This is a genomic window from uncultured Veillonella sp. (genome assembly GCF_963551295.1).
Taxonomy (GTDB): Bacteria; Bacillota; Negativicutes; order Veillonellales; family Veillonellaceae; genus Veillonella.
This window is the reverse complement of the sequence record NZ_CAUVFT010000036.1, coordinates 1-17,852: the sequence shown is the minus strand read 5'-3', so window position 1 is coordinate 17,852 and position 17,852 is coordinate 1. Positions and strand designations below refer to the sequence as shown.

Below are 17,852 nucleotides of genomic sequence, written 5' to 3'. Positions count from 1 at the left end.
CAGCGGCGAATCGTATCTTACAGGACTTAGGACCTCAAGTAGTTATCATTAAAGGCGGTCACATCGGCGAAGATGCAACAGATTATGCTTTCACTAAGGATGGTAGCGTTCGTATTTGGACAAGCCCTAAATATGATACGGTGCATACTCATGGTACGGGCTGTACCTTCTCGGCGGTTATTACGGCAGAGCTTGCCAAAGGGCGTGATGTAATGGATGCCATTGGTACTGCGAAGGACTATATCGCCCTTGCTATCAAACATAATCCTGCGCTCGGGCATGGGTGTGGTCCTGTTAATCATATGGCATATGGACTGATGGCAAATGGGCCTCAAACGATGGATGAGCTCTTGAAAAAGGGTTGATGGAGGTACTTACATGACTTATGAAAATCCTTATATGAAAGATCGATTTTGGCCTACGTTAAATATATTAGAAACCTTGCGCAAGAAAAATCCGCTAGTAATTTGTATTACTAACGATGTGGTGCGAACTTTTACAGCAAATGGTTTACTGGCTATTGGTGCATCACCCGTGATGAGTGAGTGTAGCGAAGATTTGAAAGACCTCATCGCCCATGCATCGGCGCTACTCATCAATATTGGCACTCTTACCCCAGACAAGGTTAGTTACTATAAAGATGCCATAGCACTGGCGAAGAAACATGAGGTTCCTATTGTTTTAGATCCAGTGGGCTGTCACGCCGGGGCGTATCGATTATCTGTAGTTTTAGACTTGATTAAAACTGATGCTATTTCGTTGCTACGGGGTAACCAAAGTGAAATCAAAGCAATCTATGATGCTCTCAATATAAATCATAAAGTTGATAGCTCTCTCTCTGGTAAGGGCGTAGATGGGGAACAAGTTGAAAATAGCGCAATTATAACGTATCGTCTTGCGCGCCAAATTAACTGTCCTGTCATCGCAACGGGCGAAGAGGACTATGTTTCCGATGGAATCCGCGTATTTGCAGTTCTTCATGGCCATCCAATCATGACAGCGGTAACAGGGACAGGTTGTTTATTAGGTGCTGTGTTAGCTGCATTTTTTAGTTCCTATTGTCCATTCATGTATAACATGCCTATCGGTGAGTTTCTTGCGTATGCACTGGCTTACTATGGTCTAGCAGGTGAAAGTGCGGTTAAGGCGCGCGGCGTAAAACCTGGTAGTTTTAGTGTGGCATTTCTGGATGCCTTATATGAATTCGATGATGCGATGCTTTTATCTGAAAACCGAATACGGTCCGTAGTTGTGCCCGATCAATTAAAGGTATATTTTATTAGTGGTACGCAAGATGTAGGTTTTAATGAAGACCATTTACTAGGCATTGTTGAAGCTGCTTGTCGAGGTGGGGTGACCTGCTTCCAATTTAGAGAGAAGGGCATAGGATCAGTAGAAGGGCAAGAAAAATTAGAATTAGCTCAGCAGTTAAAAGAAATCTGTGCCAGGTATAATGTGCTTTATATTATTAACGATGATGTAGACTTAGCAGTGGCTGTTAACGCTGATGGTGTTCACGTAGGACAAGAGGATATGCGTTTAGAAGACGTTCGTAATCTTGTAGGGAATAAGGTTGTTGGTATATCCATTCATTCTGTGGAGGAACTTCATAAGACCAGTGTAGTTTATGCGGATTGTGTTGGTGTAGGCCCTATGTATACTACACGTAGCAAACCTGATGCTCAATTGCCGTGCGGACCTGAGCGCATTGCTGAGTTACGAGCAGAAGGTTTAACATTACCATGCGTTGGTATCGGGGGTATTACCTTAAATAACGCAAAGTCTGTTTTGGAAGCAGGTGCCAGTGGAGTAGCCGTAATATCTGCTATTGCTCATGCAGATAATCCATATGAAGCAACACAACAATTTAAATACTTGGTAGATAATATTAAGTGATATGTCTTTATAATTCTAGGATAGTAAATAGTAAGTACTATAAAAAGTAATGGAATAAAAATTATAGTAAATAGAACAAAAAATAGAAAAAATGCAAACAAAAAGACGATGACTTATGTCATCGTCTTTTTGTTAAGGAAGTTGTCAGTACTTACTGTAAGTTTAAAATGTACTTACAGGTATAGTTTCATTAAAATCTGTACTTACAGGTTGTTAGTTTAATTAGTATCGTACTTACAGATTAGATGGATTCAACGAAACGGTGGAAGAAAGCTTGTGGGTGTGCACATACAGGACAAACTTTTGGAGCTTCTTCACCAACGTGTACATAACCGCAGTTAGCACAAATCCAAGCTACTGGTTCGTCATTGTGGAATACTTTGTTACCGGATACTTGAGCTGCTAATGCAAGGTAACGAGCTTCATGACGAGCTTCAATTTTACCAACTTCGCGCATTTGGAAAGCGATTTTAGCAAATCCTTCTTTTTCAGCTTCGTCAGCGAATTCTTTGTACATTGTAGTATGTTCGTAGTTTTCACCAGCTGCTGCATCGCGAAGGTTAGCTTCGATATCAGCGGAAATATCGCCACCATGAAGAGCTTTGAACCACAATTTAGCATGTGCGGATTCGTTGTGAGCTGTTTCTTCGAAATAGTCAGCGATTTCGTTCATGCCAGCTTTACGAGCTGCACTAGCGTAGAATGTATATTTTTGGAATGCTTGAGATTCGCCAGCAAATGCTGCTTGAAGATTTTTTTCAGTATTAGAACCTTTTAATTCTGCCATTTTAATACTCCTTTGTACTTACGATAATTTTCAAAATTGTTACTTAACATATATATTCATAACCACTTGGTTGTGAATGCAATGGAATAGAATACTTATTCTATAATTTCGAGGGCGACTTCGCCTTAGTTAAGAAAACTTATTCTTAGATTAAATAGACACTTGCCTAACTCTTAAAATAGTACTTACTTATTTGTGTGTTTCGGCACTTGCCGTCTTAACAGTTTTATATACAATGTGTTATCCGTATACTTAACGAATAATCATTGTTGACTATATTGTAACATACTAAATGAGAAATGCAAGTCTTTTTGTAAAATTTATTTCGAAAATTTTCTAAATGATAAATATTATCAATGCAGTAAAGATGCGGATTTATAAAGATTGAATAGTATGGGATTTATAAAAAATGTTTATTTTGATATTGAGAATGATAACTAAATGAAAAATCATTATTGTTTAGTTATTGATATTGATTTCTTTCAATGTACTAATATTTTCTCATAAAATGTAATGTATAGTAAAAAAATTTTGTAATTTTTGCTGATTTTAAAGTAATATTTTTTACTATATCTTATAGTCGTAATTATAAGATTGGTAGACCTTTTAAATTCGTGCGTTATATAAGGAGAGTATGTAATGAGAGTGAATACCTATAGTTATATAAGAGACGACTAAACTATAGAGTCAGAATATATTTATAGAACTAACTATTTTATGTATAATAAATATATAAATACCGACTAGAGTTAAAGGAGGCGCTATGTCATTTGTTAGATATTACGTAGGCGATGTAGTGAAGATGAAAAAATCACATCCTTGCGGCAGTGACGAGTGGGAAGTAAAGCGTATTGGCACGGACTTTCTCGTCGTATGTAATGGTTGTGGTCATCAACTCTTGATGCCGCGCCCTAAATTTGAAAAGGCAGTTAAGAAAATCGTATCTCGATTGCCGGAAAATGAGTAAGGAGGGCTTATGGTACGACTTACCGATTATGTGACAAGTGGAGGTTGTGCGTGTAAGATTGGGCCTCATATATTGAACCGTGTGCTGAAAGCCGTAACACCCGTTACTAACGAGCATGTTCTCGCAGATATGACTGGTGCCGATGATGCTGGGGTATATCAAATCTCTGATACCTTTGCATTGGTGCAAACCTTAGATTTCTTTACACCTATGGTTAATGATCCTATTTTATTTGGTAAAATTGCAGCTGCCAATGCATTAAGCGATGTTTATGCTATGGGTGGGACCCCTTTAACGGCGATGAATATTGTAGGCTTTCCGGTTCCTCTCGTCGAGCAAGGTGTTTTGACGGATGTGTTAAATGGGGCTGGTTCGATTGTAGCCGAGTCTGGTGCAGCTATCGTAGGTGGACATAGCATTGAAAATAAGGAACCTATTTTTGGGATGTCTGTGACAGGACAAGTGAATCCAAATCAGATTTGGAAAAATAAAGGTGCCCAAGTAGGGGATGTGCTAGTATTAACAAAGCGTATCGGTACAGGTATTATGAATAATGCTCTGAAAGCAGATTTATTCCCTGGAGGCACGGAACAGGCCGTTACTAGTATGAGTACTTTAAACCGTGTAGCGGCTGAGTTTGCACATAACTTTACAGTCCATGCTTGTACAGATGTAACAGGCTTTAGCCTTATGGGGCACTCCGTAGAAATGGCAAGTGCTTCTGATGTGACGATTCATATCAAAGCTTACGATATCCCTCTTTTTGATGATGTCATCGAAGCGGCTCAAATGGGCTTAATTCCGGCTGCATCTTATGGTAATCGCAAGGCTATAACCGATGTACATGTTGACAAAACACTTGATCTTGTATGGACGGATATTTTATTTGATCCACAAACTTCGGGTGGGTTGCTGTTCTCTGTTCCTGCTAGCGAAGGTACTCAACTCGTTGAGGTGTTACATGAGGCTGGTATTGACTGTGCTGCTATTGTGGGCGCTGTGGAAAGCTTCAGCGGTCTTGCTGTACGCGTGACAAAATAAAATCATAAAAGTTAAGTAATGTATAATATCGTATTGGTTTAGCTATTTATATAAAATATTATTAGCTGATAGCTGATACTTTCATAAAACATATAATGTATATAAAGAGGTGCATAATGAGCAATACAAAGGAATTAACTGTAGATGTGCGCGGTAGTTTATGTCCAAAACCTGTTATTGAAACTAAGAAGGTAAGTGATGCGAATCCAAGTGCCATTATTACAACTATTGTAAATAATGAGGTGAGTCGCGATAATGTTGAGAAGTTTGGTAAATCTCGTGGCTATGGTGTGGAAGTTCGCCAAGATGGTAAGGATTTCTATCTTACACTGACACCTAATGCGAATCCGGTAACTGAAGTTAGTTGTGAGCCCTTGAACTATGGTAATCGCGTCGTTTTGATGACAAAGGATTACCTTGGTGAAGGAAGTGAAGAGCTTGGTCGCAATTTGATGAAAACCTTCTGGGTGTGCATGCTTGAAGCGGATGTGAAACCTGCTAAAATTTATTTTATTAACAGCAGTGTTAAGATGGTTGTAAATGATTCGGTTCATTTAGAAAATATTAAAAAACTAGCTGATTTTGGTGTTGAGATTGCAGCATGTGGTATTTGTCTTGATTTCTATGGGGTAAAAGAAGAGCTTGGCGTAGGTAGCATTACAAATATGTATGCTATTACAGATTCTATTTTAGGCGATAATATTATAAAACTATAATTGTCCCTGACTTTATGAGATAACTTAAAACAGGTGTGGCGCATTGGAAAATAAAAAATTACTAGTCGTCTTTACGTCCTATTATTTTGGCGATAAAGCAGACAAGGTATTAACAGAATTAGAGGTGCCTCATCAATTGATGGCTACACCTCCAGAGCTTTATGATATGTGTGGTTTGTCTGTGCAAATAGACCCAAGTATTGTAGAGCAGGTTCAGATTATTTTTAAAGAACATAAGATTAGTACATCTGGCCTCTTTTGGTACGAAAAAGGTGAGCTAGCTATACCATATAAAGCCTAGACAATGTCTAGGCTTTTTGGTTTTAGTGTTAATCTTCATATAATTTGAACGGTGAGTGTGGTACTATAGGAATATGATATTTTTTATCAATTATGGAGGTACATATGAGTAAGTATGAAATAGATAATATAAAATTAACGGCCCCTAAATTTGATCGAAAAGATTTAGAGTATGCTATGACCTATCGTTATGCATGTAAGAAATTTGATAGTACTAAAAAGATTAGTGATGAAGACTGGAATGCTATCTTACAGGCAGCGCGTTTGTCTCCAACATCCCTAGGCTTTGAGGCGTATCAGTTATTAGTCGTTCAAAACCCAGAGATTCGTGAAAAGATGAAAGCTCATGGTTGGGGCATTCAAGCTGGCCTTGAAGCAAGTCATTTTGTAGTGTTCTTAACACGTAAAAAGGTAGATTTGGAATTTGATTCTCCTTATGTACGCTACATTCAAGAGGAGGTTAAACAATTACCTGCTGAAGTAGATGCTATTTATAAAGAAAAATATGCTCAGTTTACTACGGAAGACTATAAAACATTTGAGTCTGAACGTGCTGCTTTTGATTGGTCTTCCAAACAAGTGTATATCGTTATGGCGAATATGATGACTATGGCTGCCTATGAAGGTCTTGACTCCTGTGCGCTAGAAGGCTTCAATCAAGATAAGATGACAGCCCTCTTAGGCGATGAATTAGGTCTCTTTGATACGAAGCACTTTGGCATTGCTGTGATGGCCGCATTTGGCTATCGTGATGAAGAGCCACATCGAAATAAAACACGCCGTACAATGGATGAAATTGTTACCGTAGTTTAATTGATTGCGACTTTTATAACTATATCAAATTCCTTCATTTAATCTTTAGAAATGAATGATATATTATAAATATACAGATTATTTATAATATTTATAAAGCCTGTATAATTTGGTAGGATATTATAAATATATTGATTAAATAGGAAGGAGTGATCATATGTTATGGTCAATTATCGTTGGTGGTTTTATCGGTTTTCTAGCAGGTGCTATCACTAACAAAGGTGGTGCAATGGGTATCATTGCCAATGTTGTTGCTGGCTTAATTGGTTCGTCGGTAGGTCAAGCAATATTTGGCACATGGGGACCAAGTCTTGCTGGTATGGCATTAATTCCTTCTGTTTTAGGTGCAGTAATTGTTGTTGCTGTTGTTTCGTTTTTCTTCGGAAAGAAATGATAGCAATTTCTTTGTAAATATATAGCTAACATAGCTAAAAGGATTTTACATGAAAGGATCCATAATAATGGCATTAGATGATAAATTAAACCAAGCTAAAGGTGCATTAAAAGAAAATGCAGGTAAATTAACTGGTGACAAAAAATTGGAAGCAGAAGGTGCTGTAGAAAATACAGCTGCAAAAGTTAAAGACGTTGCACATGATGTTGCTGAAGATCTCAAAAAAACAGCTGAAGATGTTAAAGATGCTGTAGACGGTGCGATTAGTGGCGTCAAAAATGCTTTCCATAAAGACGATAAATAATTTTAAATAACAGGCTATAATTAGCAATAAAAAACCAGTAAATCATAGGATTTACTGGTTTTTGTTATATAAATTTGTTTATACGTTGAAGCGGAAGTGTGTTACATCGCCGTCTTTCATAACGTACTCTTTACCTTCAAGGCGTACAAGGCCTTTTTCTTTAGCCGCGTTTTGGCTACCGCAAGCTTGTAAGTCATCGAAGGATACGATTTCAGCACGAATAAAGCCTTTTTCGATATCAGAGTGGATTTTACCAGCTGCCTGAGGAGCTTTTGTACCGTTTACGATTGTCCAGGCGCGCGCTTCCATTTCGCCAGCTGTGAAGTAGTTAATGAGGCCTAACAGAGCATAGCTTGCTTTGATAAGTTTAGTTAAGCCGGATTCTTCAAGACCGAGATCTTCAAGGAATGCAGCGGATTCTTCGTCGGATAATTCAGCGATTTCAGACTCGATGCGAGCAGAAACTACAACAATGCCAGCACCTTCATTTTTAGCGTATTCTTCAACGCGTTTTACGTGTTCGTTAGCGGAGTAATCAGCTACTTCGTCTTCAGATACGTTAGCTACAAATAGGGATGGTTTAGCAGTGAGCAAAGATAATTCTTTGATCATTTCTAATTCGTCTTCGTTAAGGCCTTGTGCACGAACTGGTTTAGCTTCGCCAAGACCTTCGATGATGCGCTCTAACAATGGCAATTCCGCACGAGCGTCTTTGTCGCCAGATTTAGCGATTTTCTCGATACGTTGTTTGCGTTTTTCTACGGATTCAAGGTCAGCAAGGCAGAGCTCAGTATTAATGATTTCAATGTCGCGAATTGGATCGATGGAACCTGCTACGTGAGTGATATTAGGGTCATCGAAGCAACGAATAACTTGTGCAATGGCATCTACTTGGCGAATATGGCTAAGAAATTTATTCCCTAAGCCTTCACCCTTAGAGGCACCTTCAACGAGACCTGCAATATCTACGAAACGCATAGCTGCAGGAAGAATGCGTTTGGAACCAAACATTTCAGCTAATACAGCTAAACGATTGTCTGGAACATCAACGACACCTACGTTTGGCTCGATTGTACAGAATGGATAGTTGGCAGCTTCAGCGCCTGCTTTTGTAATAGCGTTGAATAATGTACTTTTACCAACATTTGGAAGGCCTACGATGCCTACTTCTAAATTTGTGCTCATGGTACCACCTTTTATTAAAACATTGATTTCGTTCTTTGTGAAAGTTTATCGCAATAGTTTGTTATAAACCTTATCAAATAAATATTATACCATACTAATAGGATGGAAATACTCAATAAATATAAAATAGATTATTTCAAAGTGCTATAATATAAATAGAGTTAAATATATTACTTAAAAAATGTGATAAGTTCATATTAAATATAGGATTAATATAGATTTTTATTCGCTGTAACTATATAGATATAATTTATAGGTGTATATATTAATAGGGTATAGAATGTATCCAATCATGTTAATATAGATATTTCTAAAACTATATTGTGAAAGCTAATAGGAAAGGAAGTTAAGTATGTTTTCCAAACTATTTGATAGTTTTTTAGTCCATTATTTAGAACGTTTCAATGATTATTGTTTTACCGTAAAAATTGGAGATAATGAATATACAATCGGTGACGGAGAATCCGAGTTTACTGTCATCGTTAATCGCGATATTCCCAATAAGGATTTGTTAATATCCGCAGAGCTCGCCCTCGGTGAAGCGTATATGCGTAAAGATATTGAAATTGAAGGGGATTTATTTAAAGCCCTTTGTGTAGTTCTTGGTTATGTAGGAAAGGACTTTATCAATCGGAAGGTACTTAGTTCGCTCTTTAATGCAGGTCTTAAAAAGAAAGATCAAAAACAACAAGTATCCTCCCATTATGATTTAGGCAATGAGTTTTATAAATTATGGCTTGATGAAACCATGAGCTATTCCTGTGCGTATTTTAAGCATGAGAATGATAGTCTCAAAGATGCGCAATATCAAAAGGTGCATCATATTCTTGATAAATTATATTTAAAAGAAGGGATGACTTTACTTGATATCGGTTGCGGTTGGGGATTTCTTCTCATTGAGGCGGCTCGTAAATACGGTGTTAAGGGATATGGGTGTACTCTTTCCGAAGAACAATGGAAAAAAGGGCAGGAACGCATTAAAGAATATGGTCTTGAAGGACAAGTTGAGATTGAACTTATAGATTATCGTGACGTAGCTGCTTCCGGACGTACCTTTGACCGTATTGTCAGCATCGGCATGCTTGAACATGTAGGTCGGCCTAATTTTCCTATGTATATGGAGGACGCATCGGATATGCTTAAAGACGGTGGTTTGTTCCTGCTTCATTACATCAGTGACCCCTCTGAAAAGGAAACAAGTGCCTGGATTCGTAAATATATCTTCCCAGGCGGATGTTTGCCGTCCCTTCGCGAAATGGTCAGCCTCGCTTATGACTATGATATGAATGTCATCGATGTTGAAAGTTTACGGTATCACTATTATAAGACTTTAATGCATTGGTATAACAATTTCCAAGGCGTCCGTGAGCAAGTAGAGGCGAAACGAGGGAGTGAATTCGTACGCATGTGGGATCTGTATCTTTGTGGATGTGCGGCAGGTTTCTACATCGGGAATATGGACTTGCATCAAATTCTGATGACAAAAGGTGTTACGAACGAGTTGCCATTAACACGTTGGTATTAAGTAAGAGTAAAAATAGACTTATAGGACAAAAAAGAGACCATCTTAAGATGGTCTCTTTTAATTAGCGGCATTGTAACTATTTTATATTTGTAGATTATCGAAAGCACGTTCTGTAAGTTTAGTTAAATATTTTATTAAATGAATATCATATATAATTGTAAAAAAACTTTATCATTCTTTAGTGCCAAGTACTATAAACCCTGAATAAGAATTATTATCCTCTTTTCCTACAATGATTTTGGTACGAACATCAAAGAAATCATTCAGATTATTTTCTGTTATAGTATTCTTGGTGGTACCTAAAATATAGTTATTAGGTTTTAGCATTAAAGTTTTATCAGATATTTGAAGTGCATGATCAGGATAATGTGTGTTCATAATGCAAGCAAGATTAGATTCATCTACGATGTTTCGAATAAGTGAAAGCATGGTATACTGATTTTTAAAATCTAAATGTGATTCTGGTTCGTCCATAATGAGCAGTTGTGGTTCACTCGCTAGTGCTCTGGCAATAAATGCCAATTGCAACTGACCTCCACTTAAGCTTGATGCTGTTTTGGAAGCGAGTGAGGAAATACCTATTCTTTTTAGGACAGAGTGGACTATTTCATAGTCTTTATCTGTAGGTACAGAAAACATACCAATATGTCTACTGCGTCCCATTAATACGATTTCTTCTACCGTATAAGGAAATGATAATTCTCTTGCTTGCGGAACATAGCCAATAGGAGCATTATCATGGGGTTTAACTAGTTGATTATTTATGTATATGTTGCCTTCTTGTAACTGCTGTATACGGGAGATACATTTTACTAATGTTGTTTTTCCAATCCCGTTCCTGCCTAAAATAGTCAATATTTCGCCCGATTTTATTGTGAAAGAAATGTCTTTGAAAATATAATCTTTTTTATTATAAGCAAATGAGCCGTTTCTCAATTCAAAAATCATTTCCAATCACCTCGTGTTCGGTAAAAAAGACAAGCAAAGAATGGGGCCCCTACTAAGGCGGTGATTATTCCTATTGGGATTTCTGCAGCAATAGCTGAGCGTGCGATTAAATCCACGATAATCATGAAAATAGCTCCGACAATGATGGAGATAGGAAGTAGTTTCTGATGATCTACACCTATTAACATGCGACAAATATGTGGAATGACAAGTCCTACCCAACCGATTATTCCTGTGATGGTTACGCAGGCTGCAGTTATTAACGTGGCCATAGCAATAATAATTAGGCGTAACTTAAAAGGGTTCACTCCAAGCGCTGTAGCTTCCTCATCTCCCATAGAGAGAATGTTGATTTTCCAACGTAAAAAGTATAGCACAGCGCATCCAAAGATGATAGGAATAGAGACGAGTGAAACATTTTCGTAGGAAGCTGTAGAAAAACTACCCATTAACCAATATGTGATTGCCGGTAATTTGTCATATGGATCAGCTACATATTTAATTAAAGCTATCAATGCTCCGAAAATAGCAGAAACAATCATTCCTGATAAAACCAGTGATAATGATGTGATTTGATTTCTTAGTCGAGCTAGACTATATGTGAGGCAAACACTGGCAATACCAAAGATAAGTGCAAATCCCGTAGCGTATATATTTATTCCGGAAATTAATATTCCCAGTGCAGCGCCGAAGGCTGCACCAGAACTGACACCTAATATATCCGGACTGACTAATGGATTTCTGAAAATACCTTGAAAAACGGTTCCAGCTATTGCAAGAGCTCCACCGACAAGTATGTTTAGTAAAATTCGAGGAATACGAAGATTCCAAATTACGGCGGATTCCATATCAAATGCAGCTGCAGAGCTTCCGTTTGATAAAATATTTATAACTTGTGTGGGCATTAGCATATATCGCCCAGTCATTAAGGATATTAATACAGTAAGAGCGAGAAATACTAAAAGGCAGAAAAATATAACTAGATATTTATTTTGAGATCTCATGATTACTCCTTAGTTAAAATGTGGGAGTGTTATTTATAGAAATATTTAAGATGGTATTAATTTCACTATCTGTGAGATTGTAATGGTAGAAGGTATTGTAAAACTGTTTTAAATCGTCACGTAATATATAGTCATTAAAAGTATCAGGTTGAATGAGTTGTCCCATCCATTTCATCATTAATGGTGTTTCTACATTAGGTGCATCCCAACGATAGATTCCCATAGGTGCTTTATAAACTCGATGCGTTTTTACTGCTTTTATGTTACTCCAATTTTGACCTTCAAGCTTATCCTGATAAATATCATCAGGTCTAATGGAATCAAAGTTGCTTAATATAATTATATCTGGATCCCAGGTCATGATTTCTTCCATTGAGACTTTAGTCCAGCTACCTTTTGTATCTTTTGCAGCATTTTCACCACCTGTCATAGTAATCATGAGTTGATTGACTGAATTGTTCCCCGCGACAGTTAGATTCTTATTTTGCAAATATAATACTTTCGGCTTATTTGGTAACACAGAAGCATTTTTTTGTTTAAAATATGCTTCTGAATCTTTATGGTATGAGATTAAGGCTTCGGCTTGTTCCGGTTTATCTAGAATCTTGCCTAACAGACGAATTCCGTTTTGAATATCTTCCAATGTTCCATACTTTATGGATACAGCAGGTATACCTAGCTCTTTAAGTTTTTTTGCTACTTCTGGTTGATAATCCCAAATGATGACGACATCAGGCTTTAACTTAGCAACTTCTTCAAAATTAACATTGAAATTGTTGTCTACAAATGATGAGTTAACATTTTCTAAATCAGGAGCTAACGTCTTAAATATACTAGCTTCATATGATTTTTTAGCTGATGGATGTATGCCTACTATTTTTTTATCACTACCATCAACTGCATATACAATAGAGGTCCAAGGGATAGGGACGATAGCGATACGATTAATTTCTTTCTTCATAGATACGTCTGTACCAGTTAAATCTGTAACGACTTTTATATTGTCTTTGGTTGTATCGTTTGGACCAACAGAATTAGTACAACCGGCAAATAGTAACGGGCATATTAATAATCCTGCCATAAGACTATTGTGTATAAAATTTTTCAGTTTCATACGGCACCTCCATGATGGATATAAATTAAATAAACTTATCCTAGCATTTTAAAAAATAAACTTCTAATTCCTAATTTTTATGTACATATAGAAGAATATTATAAAGTTAAAATATGTAGAAAATATCCGGTAATAGAGTTTCTGATAGTATTTTTGGGGTATAAAAAAAGGCCCTCATCTATTAAGTCGATGAGGACCTCGCTCTATTATAGAGAATGTGCTCTTAAGTCCGCAGCGGATTGTGTAGAGATCCAAGCTGGTGGAATATCGAATACAGTGTAGCAACCTGTGCCGCCATGTTTAGCAAGACGGTAGATACCACGAGCGTAAGCAACAAGTGCAGAGCCTGTGAATTCAGGGTTGGAGTCAAGTTTCAAGGAGTACTCGATAACGTGACGTGTGCCTTCTGTGCTTTCACCAGAGCGAAGAACGAAGCCACCATGTGGAATGCCTTTGTGGTTGCGATCAAGTTCTTCTTGAGAAATGAAGTTTACTACTGTTTCATAACCTACGAAGTAGTTTTCCATAGTTTTAATTTCATTTTCAATTTTAGCTTTGTCTGCATCAGGAGCAGCTACTACGTAGCACTCACGAAGGTGACCTTTGTAGCCATCAACATCTGGAGTTTCACCATTGCGGATAGCTTCAAGGTATTGTTCTTTAGGAACAGTGTATTGACGAGCGTCAAGAACACCATCGATACGACGAATGGCATCGGAATGGCCTTGGGATACACCGCGGCCCCAGAATGTGTAGGATTTACCTTTTGGCAAGATTGCTTCCGCGTAAACACGTTGCAAAGAGAACATGCCTGGATCCCAACCACAAGAAATTAATGTAGCAGTTTTGGCTTCTTTAGCTACTTTGTCTACATTAGCGAAGTGTTCAGGAATACGTGCATGTGTATCGAAGGAATCAATACAGTTAAAGTATTTTGTTACCATCGGTGTTTGTTCGATAAGATCTGTTGCAGAACCACCACAAAGAACCATTACATCGATTTTGCCTTTAAAGTTAGGAATATCTTCCATCGTGTAAGTAGGTACACCAGATACAGTTTCAATACCTTGACGGCGAGAGAATACGCCGATGAGCTCCATATCAGGTTGTAACTGAACAGATGCTTCTACGCCACGAGCTAAGTTGCCGTAACCAACGATACCAATACGAATATTCATATTAGCCTCCTATATAAGTTGAAATTTAATAATTAACATATTTATTATAGCATAAAATTAATAGCTTTTAATATTTTTCTATAGAATTTATTAGATGGTATAGAGAATAATTAATATCTAATTTAAACAAGTAATTTGTGCACAACTATATCGATACATAGCGTGTTGTTATAGGGGACAAATAAAAAATCATATGAGTATAAATTGACACATATACCCCGAACCTAGATACAATTAAATTGGTTATGTTAGCTAGTTATGTTCATAATTGAAATGTTAGAGGAGGTATAACATGAGAAGAAATGTAAAAGCTGCTGTTATTGCTGCATTAATCGTAACAGGTGCTAATGCTTTTACCATGGTATCAGCCACAACTGTGGAAAGTCATACAGACGGAAAATCTATTGGTCTTAATTTGTGGGGGGAAAAGAGACATTATACAGATGACTTAACTGTTAATGTATCAGGCTTAGGTGTGAATGGTACAAAATATCATAATAATGTTACAGGTATTTATGCTCTTGATGGGACACAAGTCGCTATCGATAAAAATGTAACCGTAACAGTTAAAAATCCAGCACCTGCAGAAAGTGGTGCGAAACGTAGACCTGATTTGGCACATTATTACATGAGCGGTATCTATGCTGGTTATGGTGGACTTACTAGTGATGGCAATAACGATGATACTCGAGTCACCGTAAAAGGAAATGCTAAAATCGATGCTGTTGGCGTTGGTTTGCAAGCTAATAAAGATGGATATATTCGCATATTAGGTGGGGCCGATGTAAAAACATATCCTTTAGATACCTCTGATACCTATTCTGCATTATCTGAAGAAGGCTTTGTATATGTAAATACGGGTATGGATGGCTTACAACCAGGCTCTAATGATGTGAAGATGTACGGTAATATAGGATTTTTAGATAAAAACTATGGTATTGAAAAGAACCCTCATAACCATGGCTCTGAAATCTCTTTAGGCTTAACAACACCAAATTCTAAATTAATAGGTGGTGTGTTGAATGAATTTGATGAAAGCAATAATAATCCGTATCATGGTGGTTTGCGATTGTATTTACAAAATGGTGCGACCTGGCGCAATGAATGGTTAGGCGCTGAGCGCGTATATCCTACACAAGGTCGTCCTAATAATGCAAACTATTTATATACTGGTAGCCGTGTAGAACATTTTATTGGTGGTAAGGATATAGCGAGTCAAGGTATTATTCAACCGGTAGACGCACGACCAATTACTATTAATAATTATGCGGGTCATACCGCCATTGATTACGAAAAGGGTGCTCCTGCAGCTGCACAAGGTAAGGGCGAAGTTGTTATCAACCATGCTGATAAGGGGTCTTCTGTGACTATGCGCAGTTCGGCAGATGCTCTTAAAGGATATGTAAATGTAAACAACCCACGTAGCACTTTGCAGCAGTTGGCTAATAAGTTAACATATACTGGCTTTACTAAGGGTGAACGTAATTTAGATGTGAATGTTGAAGTCCATTCCGGACTCATTAGTCCTTCATATTCTACTAAGCTTGGTACAGAAAACTTTGCTGTTGACGGTAAGGCTAGCGTTACGGATAAAGCGGTCGTGACAACTCGTGAAAGCGAAGTTGTATCTGGTGTTAAGAGTGCGTTAGCTTCCTCTGTGATGCAAATGAAAGCTGATACGAATGACTTACAACGTCGCCTCGGTGATATACGATTAAACCCCAATAAGCATGGTGTATGGGGAAAATATATTGGCGGTAAATCTAAAATTACAGACAACGCCTATGTAAACCAAACATACAATATGGCGCAAGTTGGTTATGACACATTGCGTGGCGATTGGACTATTGGTGGTGCTTTACTATATGGTACAAGCAATAGTGATTACGCTCTAGGCTCCGGGTCCGGTAAAACCGCAGGTTTAGCATTATACGGTGCAAAACAATACAATGATGGTCGTTACTTAGATGTTATTGGTAAAGTAAATCGTTTGAAAAATGATTTCACCGTACGCAATAGCTTGGGCATAAGCTTGAGCGGTGATTACCGCAATACAGGTACCTCTTTGAGTGTTGAATATGGTAAACGGATTAAGAAAGACAATGGTTTTTATATCGATCCTAACGCAGAATTGACGTTTAGTCGCTTGTCTGGTGTAAACTTTGATGCTCGTACAAATACGGATAGCATAGTACACATTAACTCTGATGCGGTAAATTCCGTTATCGGTCGTATTGGTGTAGGCATTGGCAAGGAAAGTAAGAACAGCAATATCTTCCTCAAAGCAGCATTAGCTCATGAATTTTCTGGCAAAATGAAATCTACTTATAGCATGGCCGGTGAGCCAACCACGGGTAGTGAAGTGAACTTGAAAGACACATGGCTTGATCTTGAACTAGGTGGCTCATGGAGCGTACGTCCTAATACATATATTTATGGGACTTTCACTAAAAATTTTGGTGCTACCGTAGACAATTCCTATCGCATTGACGCAGGGATTCGGCATAACTTTTAAGTAATGGTAAATATAGTAGAGACAAATAATTATGGGAATGTTATTTGTTAGTACTATAGTGTTAAGGAATACTGGAATCAAATATTCATATATGTAAGGGTATATAAAAAAGACCGACTACATTCCTAGTGAAGGACTGTAGTCGGTCTTTTGGTTTTATAGATATAAACTACTATAAATCATATATTCCAGATTAAATGTAAGCTAAATATAAATCTAAAACCAAATATAGACATTATTATATTAGAACTGTAATGTTTTGATTCTTTCAACGGCACGAATTGTATTTTCACGGCTACCGAATGCTGTTAAACGAAGGTACCCTTCGCCGTGAGGACCAAAGCCAGAGCCTGGTGTAGAGACGATTTGAACTTGTTCGAGTAAGATGTCAAATAATTCCCAGCTAGTCATATTGCCAGGCGTTTTAAGCCAAATATATGGAGCGTCCACACCGCCATATACAGTAAGGCCGATAGATTCAAGACCTTCTTTGATGATGCGGGCATTTTCTTTATAGTACGCAATGTTTGCACGTGTTTGTTCACGTCCTTCTTTTGTGTATACTGCTTCTGCACCACGCTGGATGATGTAAGGAACACCATTGAATTTAGTACATTGACGACGGTTCCACATAGGGTTTAGCGGTTGGCGTTCACCAGATTTAGTTTTGCCAGTGACCTCTTTAGGTACTACTGCATAAGCACAACGTGTACCAGTGAAACCTGCAGTTTTGGAGAAGGACCGGAACTCGATAGCTACTTCTCGAGCACCTTCAATTTCGTAGATGGATTTTACAGTATCTTCTGTGCTGATGAAAGCTTCGTAAGCGGAGTCAAACATCAAAATGGCATCATTGTCTTTACACCATTTGATCCATTCTGCTAAACGAGCACGGCTTAAAACAGTACCAGTGGGATTGTTAGGCGAGCAAAGATATACGATGTCTACTCGTTCAGACGGGAATTCTGGAGAGAAGTTGTTTTTAGCGTAAGTAGGGAGGTATACAACCTTTTGGAAGATGCCTTCTACAGCTTCGCCAGTACGACCACCCATAACGTTGGAGTCTAAGTATACTGGGTACACAGGATCTGTGATAGCAATGATGTTATCTTCGCTGAATAACTCTTGGATATTACCAACGTCAGATTTTGCACCATCGGAAACG

Annotated in this window: 18 protein-coding genes; 11 read left to right on the top strand and 7 right to left on the bottom strand. The window is 37.8% G+C overall.

Features of this window, described 5'->3' with window-relative positions:
* Both RYO55_RS08810 and thiM read left to right on the top strand, forming a co-directional pair.
* A partial coding sequence (locus RYO55_RS08810; RefSeq protein WP_314985148.1) for a bifunctional hydroxymethylpyrimidine kinase/phosphomethylpyrimidine kinase occupies positions 1 to 365 on the top strand: 365 nt, incomplete at its 5' end.
* A gap of 13 nt (positions 366 to 378) precedes the next feature.
* A complete protein-coding gene (gene thiM / locus RYO55_RS08805) occupies positions 379 to 1,896 on the top strand; it encodes a hydroxyethylthiazole kinase (protein WP_314985146.1) in 1,518 nt (505 codons plus the stop codon).
* 241 nt (positions 1,897 to 2,137) lie between these two features.
* Here thiM and rbr read toward each other — a convergent pair whose 3' ends face one another.
* Entirely contained in the window at positions 2,138 to 2,683 is a 546-nt protein-coding gene (gene rbr / locus RYO55_RS08800; protein ID WP_004693830.1) for a rubrerythrin, read from the bottom strand.
* A gap of 763 nt (positions 2,684 to 3,446) precedes the next feature.
* Between rbr and RYO55_RS08795 the strand changes: the two genes are divergently transcribed.
* From RYO55_RS08795 to RYO55_RS08765, 7 genes are all read left to right on the top strand, one after another.
* Positions 3,447 to 3,650: a DUF951 domain-containing protein gene (locus RYO55_RS08795; RefSeq protein ID WP_314985145.1), complete on the top strand. Its 204-nt coding sequence runs from the start codon at positions 3,447 to 3,449 to the stop codon at positions 3,648 to 3,650.
* Positions 3,651 to 3,659: 9 nt separating this feature from the next.
* Positions 3,660 to 4,691, top strand: a complete 1,032-nt coding sequence (selD, locus tag RYO55_RS08790) for a selenide, water dikinase SelD (protein ID WP_314985144.1) — start codon at positions 3,660 to 3,662, stop codon at positions 4,689 to 4,691.
* Positions 4,692 to 4,807: 116 nt separating this feature from the next.
* Positions 4,808 to 5,407 carry a sulfurtransferase-like selenium metabolism protein YedF gene (gene yedF, locus RYO55_RS08785; protein WP_314985143.1) on the top strand — a complete coding sequence of 200 codons (600 nt, stop codon included), beginning with the start codon at positions 4,808 to 4,810 and terminating at the stop codon, positions 5,405 to 5,407.
* Positions 5,408 to 5,450: 43 nt separating this feature from the next.
* The gene (locus RYO55_RS08780; RefSeq protein WP_314985142.1) at positions 5,451 to 5,708 is read left to right on the top strand and encodes a DUF3343 domain-containing protein; all 258 of its coding nucleotides are present in this window, start codon (positions 5,451 to 5,453) and stop codon (positions 5,706 to 5,708) included.
* Between the two features lie 104 nt (positions 5,709 to 5,812).
* Complete coding sequence (locus tag RYO55_RS08775; RefSeq protein WP_314985140.1) at positions 5,813 to 6,520, top strand: NAD(P)H-dependent oxidoreductase; 708 nt, start codon at positions 5,813 to 5,815, stop codon at positions 6,518 to 6,520.
* Between the two features lie 157 nt (positions 6,521 to 6,677).
* Positions 6,678 to 6,914, top strand: a complete 237-nt coding sequence (locus RYO55_RS08770; protein WP_295817525.1) for a GlsB/YeaQ/YmgE family stress response membrane protein — start codon at positions 6,678 to 6,680, stop codon at positions 6,912 to 6,914.
* Between the two features lie 49 nt (positions 6,915 to 6,963).
* Positions 6,964 to 7,218, top strand: coding sequence for a CsbD family protein (locus RYO55_RS08765; RefSeq protein ID WP_399554521.1), 255 nt, complete (start codon positions 6,964 to 6,966; stop codon positions 7,216 to 7,218).
* Between the two features lie 78 nt (positions 7,219 to 7,296).
* Here the strand turns inward: RYO55_RS08765 and ychF are convergent, their stop codons facing one another.
* Complete coding sequence (ychF, locus tag RYO55_RS08760; protein ID WP_314985138.1) at positions 7,297 to 8,403, bottom strand: redox-regulated ATPase YchF; 1,107 nt, start codon at positions 8,401 to 8,403, stop codon at positions 7,297 to 7,299.
* Positions 8,404 to 8,755: 352 nt separating this feature from the next.
* Here ychF and RYO55_RS08755 point away from each other — a divergent pair, with 352 nt between their 5' ends.
* Complete coding sequence (locus tag RYO55_RS08755; RefSeq protein ID WP_314985137.1) at positions 8,756 to 9,928, top strand: cyclopropane-fatty-acyl-phospholipid synthase family protein; 1,173 nt, start codon at positions 8,756 to 8,758, stop codon at positions 9,926 to 9,928.
* A 171-nt stretch (positions 9,929 to 10,099) separates the two neighbouring features.
* On the opposite strand, the gene RYO55_RS08750 is transcribed toward RYO55_RS08755, so the two are convergent.
* The 4 genes from RYO55_RS08750 to RYO55_RS08735 form a co-directional block, all read right to left on the bottom strand.
* On the bottom strand, positions 10,100 to 10,876 hold the full coding sequence (locus RYO55_RS08750; RefSeq protein ID WP_314985135.1) for an ABC transporter ATP-binding protein: 777 nt from the start codon (positions 10,874 to 10,876) through the stop codon (positions 10,100 to 10,102).
* Positions 10,873 to 11,880: an iron ABC transporter permease gene (locus RYO55_RS08745; RefSeq protein ID WP_314985134.1), complete on the bottom strand. Its 1,008-nt coding sequence runs from the start codon at positions 11,878 to 11,880 to the stop codon at positions 10,873 to 10,875. Before RYO55_RS08745 ends, RYO55_RS08750 begins: the two co-directional genes overlap by 4 nt.
* 13 nt (positions 11,881 to 11,893) lie before the next feature.
* Positions 11,894 to 12,994 (bottom strand): ABC transporter substrate-binding protein, encoded by a 1,101-nt coding sequence (locus RYO55_RS08740; RefSeq protein WP_314985133.1) that lies wholly within the window; start codon positions 12,992 to 12,994, stop codon positions 11,894 to 11,896.
* Positions 12,995 to 13,200: 206 nt separating this feature from the next.
* Positions 13,201 to 14,172: a diaminopimelate dehydrogenase gene (locus RYO55_RS08735; RefSeq protein ID WP_314985131.1), complete on the bottom strand. Its 972-nt coding sequence runs from the start codon at positions 14,170 to 14,172 to the stop codon at positions 13,201 to 13,203.
* A 292-nt stretch (positions 14,173 to 14,464) separates the two neighbouring features.
* Here RYO55_RS08735 and RYO55_RS08730 point away from each other — a divergent pair, with 292 nt between their 5' ends.
* Positions 14,465 to 16,687: an autotransporter outer membrane beta-barrel domain-containing protein gene (locus RYO55_RS08730; RefSeq protein ID WP_314985129.1), complete on the top strand. Its 2,223-nt coding sequence runs from the start codon at positions 14,465 to 14,467 to the stop codon at positions 16,685 to 16,687.
* A 243-nt stretch (positions 16,688 to 16,930) separates the two neighbouring features.
* On the opposite strand, the gene RYO55_RS08725 is transcribed toward RYO55_RS08730, so the two are convergent.
* Positions 16,931 to 17,852, bottom strand: a 922-nt coding sequence (locus RYO55_RS08725) for an LL-diaminopimelate aminotransferase (protein ID WP_314985127.1), incomplete at its 5' end; no start/stop codon positions are given.